The organism is Chamaesiphon sp. (genome assembly GCF_041737865.1).
In the GTDB taxonomy this organism is placed as follows: Bacteria; Cyanobacteriota; Cyanobacteriia; order Cyanobacteriales; family Chamaesiphonaceae; genus Chamaesiphon.
The window spans coordinates 55,888-63,969 of record NZ_JBGSQZ010000013.1 but is presented as its reverse complement, the minus strand read 5'-3'; the positions used below and the strand labels follow the sequence as shown (position 1 = coordinate 63,969).

The following is an 8,082-nucleotide window of genomic DNA, read 5'->3' as shown; positions in this document are numbered from 1 at the left end:
GTTTGGTAGTCAGCATGTAGATCTTGCGTTACGGTACGGGAACAATACAGAGGAAGTGTATTCTCACACCACCATGCGCCCTACTGTCGCGGAAGTTATCCGTTTGTTTGTGATTCCCATTTTAGGGATGATGTTAATGTTCGTCGTTCAACCACTGCTATTTTCAGGACAATGGTTGCGGCTGACAGACGTAAAGGTTCAGAGCTGGCTAAACAACCATTACATGCCAATGGCCGCCATTGTGCTGGCTTCCTCGTTATTAGCTGTTGTTGTCTGGGTAGCTTGGAATATCAACTCGCCACACAAAACGCCTGAAGCTGGAGCGCAGCGTGTCGGCTCGTGGTGGTTTATTTCGGTGATTCCGATGATTGGAACTGCACTTGCGATCGTGTTATCTCGCCAAAATATTTTAGCTCCCAAGAGTAGTGGCGATGCGATTTTGCCATTAATTATTTTATTTGCGATCGATATTATCTCGATCTACTGGTTGACGACTGCTACAAGTACACCAGGTATCGCACGACGTTTACCACCTGGTGCAAATTTATTTAAGCGTTAAAAAACCAATATGAACAATAAATTATTTATTATCGCAATTGGTGGATCGGGTGCCAAATGTGTCGAATCGATCGTCCAGATTGCTGCGACGGGTTTATACACAAAAGAAGAGATCGAAGTCTTATTTGTCGATCCTGATGAGAATAATGGTAATGTCGATCGCGCTCGTAAAACGCTAAGTACTTATCAAGAATGTCAGCAATTAGTAACTGGTGGCAGTACCGAACAGCAGATCGATTGGATGTCCACGCCTATTAAATCCTACGATTTGTGGTCGCCATTTCAAGGTAAACTCGGCGGACGGGAATTAGCTAGTTATTTTAATTACGGCACAATGGATGCTGGATTGGCAAATTTATTAGAAGTTCTTTACACTCCCGATGAACGCAATCAACAATTAGATGAAGGCTTTCGCGGTCGTCCGGCAATTGGTGCGGCAGTGATGAGTCAGATTGACCTCAAGCGTTTGGATACCGAGCCTTGGGGAAGTTTCATCCAAAGTATTAATAATGCTGTAGGTGCCCAAGGTAAGCAGGCTCGCGTGCTATTGTGTGGTTCGATCTTTGGTGGAACTGGGGCATCGGGAATTCCGACAATTGCTAGGTTATTACGCAATAAACTAGAGCAGCAAAATATCGCCGATCGAGTCAAGTTAGGCGGTCTATTTTTATTGCCTTATTTTAGCTTCACAGTACCACCTGGAGCCGAGACAAATGGATTGTACGCGGCATCCGACCAGTTTTTGCTCAATACTGAATCGGCATTACGCTACTATGTGACTCAGGCGAGTAACTTATTCGATACTGTCTATCTATTAGGGAATGAGAACACCTCAGAAGTAGAATTTAGTGTCGGTAATACTACTCAAAAAAATCGTCCCCATTTTGTCGAATTATATGCGGCTTTAGCTGCCCGTGATTTTCTACTTGAAGATCGGGATGATGCGCTGATGTCGATTACTCGCGATCGAGTGGGGGAGATTAAATGGAGCGATCTACCCGATGATTTTAATGTCAAAAAATTGATGACGAATGCTGCTCGACTCGCTTATCTATGGACGAGCGACATTGAGAAAACAGCAAGATATACGCTCGAAAATGGATTTAAAATTGCCGCTAGGGATGAGCCTTGGTTGGATAAATACTATGATTTACAAGCGGATAGTAAAGATCGGTTCGATCTACCCTATCAGCAAAAAGGAATTGAGACTCTAAGTAGTTGGAGTCGCAGTTATCTACTTTGGCTGAAAGAATTGCACGTCGATAAGATCGATCGATTGCAACTATTTAATACGCAGATATTTGGCGATCTGAATGGGAATATTCAATTTCACAAATTGGAGGAACTGCTGCTGGGCGATACTCGCGAACAGCGGACTAAGCAAGATAAGGATGATATTGTCCGCATTAAAGATCGATTGCGTCGCCATGAGGTGAAAAGTGTTCAGGGCATCAATCGCGGTACGGTTGGTTTAGCTAAATCTCTCTATCTCAATTCTCAGTTTAACTAGTTTAATCGATTCTCCGTTGGAGAGGCTCCGCCAACGAGTTTATCTGTTTGGTGGGTATTTAAAAACTTAGAGTTGGGGTGGCGGAGATCTACCCACCCGCCCTTCGGGCACCCCTCCTCTGAGGGGATTTTTCACCCAGTGTTCCTCTGAAATCTATAATCCAAAATTTATATGACAGTATTTGTTCTTCCCAAACTCAGAGATGCAGATTTGCCAGCACCAAATAAAACTGGTAAATGGGAGCGATATGATAAGACTAAATTTGAAAGTGTTGCTAAAAGTCTAGACTACAAAGCACCTGGGGATAACAAAAAGATTAACTCGGTGCCGGATATGTGGGCGTTGCCGATGACATTGGATCTGCCATTATACAATACTCGCCATCCTCTACGGGAAGCCGCGATCGGTCAATGGCAAGGCATGTTAGCAGCGATTGCTTTATCCAAAGTACGTGGATTTCAGCTCAAAGCTGAATTAGTCGATCTCCATAAGCTCAAAGATAGTTACCCCTTTGCGGCGGCGTTATATCAGCTTTTACCAAATTCTGGTAAGAGTCTACATCAGCTCGCAAATAAACATCCTTGGGAAGAACTCTATGTCTGGAGTTGGAAAAAGCAAGCTGTCGGTATTACCAGCCCGACGACGATTATTGCACCTGCTGCGGAAGCAGACTGGGACGGTTTACCCTGGTGGAATTCTGTATTCAAAAGATTGGAAGCTCCTCATCGTCATTTGAATCCAGATGAAAAACCATTATTACGTGAATGGTTGAACAATTTATGGGCAGAAGTCACCAATTCTAGTTATCAAGGCGATACATACGCCATCGAAACGATCGCCAACCTCTTAAAAGAATATAGTAGAACACTCACGGGTGAAACCGATCGAGTAGATATCTTAGATACCGATTCACCCAATCATTTTGGTGTAGCCATCAATCGGGGTGTATTTAACGGATTAAATTATCCAATTAAAGGGAAAACTATCTCGCTCGTCGAATCTCCCGTGCGCGTGATTCCGAGCGAAAATAAGTTGGTTAATAAACCACTTCTTTTAATTGATACCTATCTCGCCGAGCATTGGGGCGTACCGAAACAAAATATCTGTATCTATGCCGATAAAACCCTCGAATCGCTAAATATTGATGACTTGCGATTGGGTAGAATGACTGACTGGGATAATAATATTAAGTGGATCGAACCAAGTCAACTATTACTATCAGATTTGCATTTTATGGATGTAGAGAATGCCCTACCTGGTGCATTTTCGCCCACTACTAGCCAACCGTTATTATTTAATCGCCAGAAAATTACACCGTTACTGCCCATCAACCGGATTTTATTAGATTACTTCACTCCCGAAGATCTGATGCGACGATTGAAATTTGAACCAGGGGATAGCAATAATACCGTCCGCGTCAAACTAAATCTACCTCTAGTGGGGATGAATCCTACTAGCTCACGTCCGAGTGAATATCAAATTGTCCGAGAGTACATCCTTGATGAGCGATATCTGATTAAAGAAATTCCCGTATTAGAAATCTATCCTCACTTCAAGATTGTAGGCGGTGGTTGGCATGAATATTATGCGTTCTATCACGACCCCAGTCGCGATAATAGTGCCTTCCAAGTCGCCTTTGATGATGCTCATAATCCCCACGTATTTGAAGATGGTGGGAAGTACCTAACGACGAGATTAGAAGAGTTTCCAAGTCATATTAACTGTCTATATAAAGGTCAAAATATTGGTGCGATCGTCATACCGACACCTGAATCAATTACCTTGACAGATACCTGGAAAGTAGGTGTAGATTTTGGGACATCTTTTACGAATATATATGTCAATCGCCATGGTAAAAATGAGTCATTACAACTAAATTCGCTTCATCTCAAAATCACCGATGCTGATGAAGAAACTCGCAACCCAGCTTTATTTGAATACTTTATTCCTGAAAGCTTTGTCCCACTCGATAAACCTCTTCCTTTATCGACGATCTTAACTCAGCGCGGACAAACACGGAATGATAAGAAGCGGCCAATTTATGATGGACGTATTTATATTCCCGATACTGGTTCGGGCTTCCGTCCCGATTCCAAATGGATGAAAACAGATATCAAATGGAAAGACAAAGATTTGAGTCAGCTATTTCTTCAGCATTTAGCTCTAATTATTAGTGCCTTAGCTGCCAAAGACGGCGCAAATAAAATTGAATGGTCGATTTCTTATCCTTCTGCTTTTTCTAAGGGTGAAACTCGTAAATATGCGAAAACTTGGGAAGATTTAATTGACGATCTGGGTAAGCAGATGTCGATCGAACATATTGCCCCCAAACAAGGCGAGACATCTTTCCGTACTGAGAGTTTGGCAATTGCTCAATACTTCGCTGATAAAGAAGATCGAAATTTAATTTGTAGTGCTTGCATCGATCTTGGTGGTGGTACTTCTGATATCTCAATTTGGCAAGATAACAGACTTATTCACCAATGTTCAATTCAATTAGCCGGAAGACATTTATTATCTCAGTTTTTGGAATTACGTCCAGAACTAGTTACGAAATGGTTCAATCAAGAATCAGTCGGCTGGAAGGATTTAAATGACGAGCAGTTTAAGTCAAAAATAGATGTGTTATTACGTCATAATAGCGAAGCTTGGCTCAAAGAGCGTCGTCACACCCTCGAAGAAGATAAAGATTTTCAGGGTTTATTGAGATTAATGACAGTAGGTATAGCGGGTATTTATTACTACATTGGCACGATCCTCCATACTCTACAACGAGAAGAAAAATATACCGAATCAGAAATTCCGGCTATTTACATCGGTGGAAACGGTTCGCGGCTACTGCATTGGATTGCCACAGGTGGCGAGTTTAATAAACATACCGATCTCAACGAACTCTTCAATCGGATGTTAGCCGCTCCATCGGGATTAGAGGAAATCGATAACCCCACCCAACTCAGTCAACGTCCTAAAGATGAAGTAGTCTGCGGCTTGGTAGTCGATAAAACTAAGTTAACAGGACTAGATAAAAAGGATAAAGATCTGCTCATTGCAGGTGAAACTTGTCAGATTAACAGTCGTGAAATCGCCTGGACATCTCGACTAGAGTTAGATGATGATGAAAATATCAGTGAATTTACTATTCCTCAACTCGATCGACTCAAACAATTCGTCGAAGATTTCAATCGCGGACTAAAAGATTTAGATATCGAAGAAATCAAACCTTTTAATACCTATCAACGCAAGACTGGATTAGATCCTCAATATAGTACCAAGCTATGGAGTGATACTCATAAAGAGATGCGGAAGATGTTACTTGAGATCAAAGGTAAATCTGACGATCTCCGCATCGAGCCACCGTTTATTATTGGATTGAAAGCCTTACTACGAGTACTTGCAAAAGAATGGGCTGGTAAATAATAAAAAATATTAGTGTTATTCGGTATTTAATGGTGGGCAGTGCCCGCCCTAAGCTATATTTCAGATTTAATTACTATTGACTGTCTAGAAGATAGCATCTTCCACATGAACATGGCACATTTATATTCTAATTGCCCAATCTGTAATACAGAGATTCAAGATTGTACCAAAGAAGAGTGCGATCGATGCGGCTGGTTATTGAAAATAGATAATTTATTAGAACCGAGGATATACGGCTTATTATTAGATTGGTCGTTAAAATATTACGATCGAGCAAGAGAGCTAGAAAGTCGAGGAAAATACCGTCAAGATGTCTTAAATAATAGATTAAACACTCAAAGAGATGATATCGATCTCCTAAAACAGCAAATCTCAAATATCTCAGCACATATTCCAGAAATCAAGTCTCTTCTGCTATTTCAACAGATAAAAATAGACCGAGATATTGATATCCCCATAACATCTGTAAATTCCACAGAAATAAAGGATCCTAGTATTATCGATAAACGAGATTTAGAATCACCTAGTAATTTAGATCCTCTCGCTGACTCAGACGATCCTATTTTACCAAAGCCAGAAGAGCTTAATTCTGAGATAACACCGTTATCCTCAGCACATCAAGAAATAATTTCAGAATATTATCATAACATCAGTCAATTTGCTGCCAAGTATCATCCTAAAACTGCTAGCCTTAATAAAGATTCTATTAATTCTAATCGAGGAAACGAAGATAAAACTGCTGTGCTAGAAGAAACCAATCGAGGTAACTACTGGGTCTTCAATTTTAATGATACTACTTACTTAGTACCTGTTGGAGGCAAGTATATCAACCAACACAGTTATACAACTACTACTTCGATTTTTGAATCCCATAATTATACGCCTGATTATCAAAATATTCAACTAGTTAAACCAGCAATAGTATCGATCGATCCTAATACTAATCCGCAAACATGGCGACTTCAGGAACGGGGAGAGTTGAAATTTTTATGACAGAAATTCGTGCCGTCGCCAGACAAATTCAACAACTAGAGATTTATCTAAATAATCTTGTCTCTGCCCTCACTCGTGGCGAACTTCCCGTCAATCTCCAACCCGTCACCCAAATTTTCGATAATGCGATCGCGTCTATTCCTCCAACCCTAAATCTACAACAAGATCGATTTATCGAACTGTATAACGATCTACCACATCTATTCAATGCCTATGCGATCGATGTTATCCTCAGCGAGGATAGCTTCATTCGTCAAGATCGCAATATTACATTTTATCGCTTTATCCGGGGAAATTATTGGATTGTTCCTACCCAATCCGAGCCAGATAAGGGATGGTTAGTGCCCAATCCTACCAAAGCTTTATCGATCGATCGAATGCCATCTCTATCTGCTAGTTTCGATCGAGATATAGTGCCAGATTCTAGTAACAATAACTGTATTTTAGTCGCACCCGCACTAGTCCAAATCCTACCGATCGTCGAACCACTGACGTGGAAACTAGTCGAACGAGGTAAACTAACTAATACTCAAATCCAGCAATATACCACTACAAATAATGTCATCGAAGATCTAGTATCAAAATTAGTGAAATTGAACGATCGGATCTTGCAAATCGAACAAGGGCATGTGAAATTTGAAGATACTGAAATTCTCACTGACAAGCAAGCAAAATTACAATCGATCGTTACTAAAATTCTTGAACAATTAGCGATAAAACAACAGGAAATAACAACACTTAAATCTCAACTAGCTGAGTCTAACTATCGATCCACAAGATTCGACCGAGAAATAACTGCTTTAAAGCTTCAGATTGGATCGAACGCCACCAACCAGAATTTTAACCCTCCGAAGGCGATTGATTCAAAGGAAATTACCTCGCTGAAAATCGATCTAGAAAAACTCAAAGCTGAATGCCAACGACGGCAGCGTCAGCAAGACAAAAGCGAACGAGAGATCGTGGCGCGAGTCCAACTATTAGTAGCCCAAGAAATAGCCAAACTTCAACCAGCATCTATCCATCAAAAAATAGAAACGATCGATGCTGATATTTTGATGTTAGAACCATCCCCACAACAGCAAAGTTTAGGAGATCGAACTGTAAGCAAACCAATTGCTAACAAAATAACATCACCTTTCGCTAGTCTTTATAATTCTGGTGAGAAATATTTTTTGCGATCGTACATGGTTTCAACTGCCAGTTTGAGGAGAAATAATGGTCAAACCATCGAACTAGTAGAAGATAACATCGGACATTATTGGATTGTCCCATTCGACAATAGCACTCATTACCTAGTGCCGAAAATAGACTTCCCTAATTACGATAAATGTTTAGAGGTGTTATCATTACTATTTAATGGCGCGAATAACAGTACCAACTTCACACTATTTAAACCCGCGATCGTTACTATTACAAAAGCAAATATGCCCAAGCAGTGGAAGCTGGAACAAAAAGGTTACCTAGACCAAATCTGTTAATAACTTAAATTGCTATATTCTACTCAAACCATAAATAACGTCAGCTAGGGTTAAGTTTCTCATTTAGGATTGCTATAAGACGCACGTAGATAGATAGAATTACCGATCGTGCGTCGCTGCTTAATT

At 40.6% G+C, this 8,082-nt stretch carries 5 protein-coding genes; all 5 read left to right on the top strand.

What is annotated here, in order from left to right; all coding sequences use genetic code 11:
* Positions 1–559 (top strand): hypothetical protein (locus tag ACEW9J_RS00980; RefSeq protein ID WP_373543282.1); only part of this gene is annotated, 559 nt, incomplete at its 5' end.
* 9 nt (positions 560–568) lie between these two features.
* Positions 569–2,068, top strand: a complete 1,500-nt coding sequence (locus ACEW9J_RS00975) for a tubulin-like doman-containing protein (RefSeq protein WP_373543281.1) — start codon at positions 569–571, stop codon at positions 2,066–2,068.
* Positions 2,069–2,239: 171 nt separating this feature from the next.
* Positions 2,240–5,485 (top strand): hypothetical protein, encoded by a 3,246-nt coding sequence (locus tag ACEW9J_RS00970; protein ID WP_373543280.1) that lies wholly within the window; start codon positions 2,240–2,242, stop codon positions 5,483–5,485.
* Positions 5,486–5,683: 198 nt separating this feature from the next.
* Complete coding sequence (locus ACEW9J_RS00965) at positions 5,684–6,478, top strand: hypothetical protein (RefSeq protein ID WP_373543279.1); 795 nt, start codon at positions 5,684–5,686, stop codon at positions 6,476–6,478.
* Positions 6,439–7,956: a hypothetical protein gene (locus tag ACEW9J_RS00960; protein WP_373543278.1), complete on the top strand. Its 1,518-nt coding sequence runs from the start codon at positions 6,439–6,441 to the stop codon at positions 7,954–7,956. The genes ACEW9J_RS00965 and ACEW9J_RS00960 overlap by 40 nt, the downstream gene beginning before the upstream one ends.
* Positions 7,957–8,082: the final 126 nt, after the last annotated feature.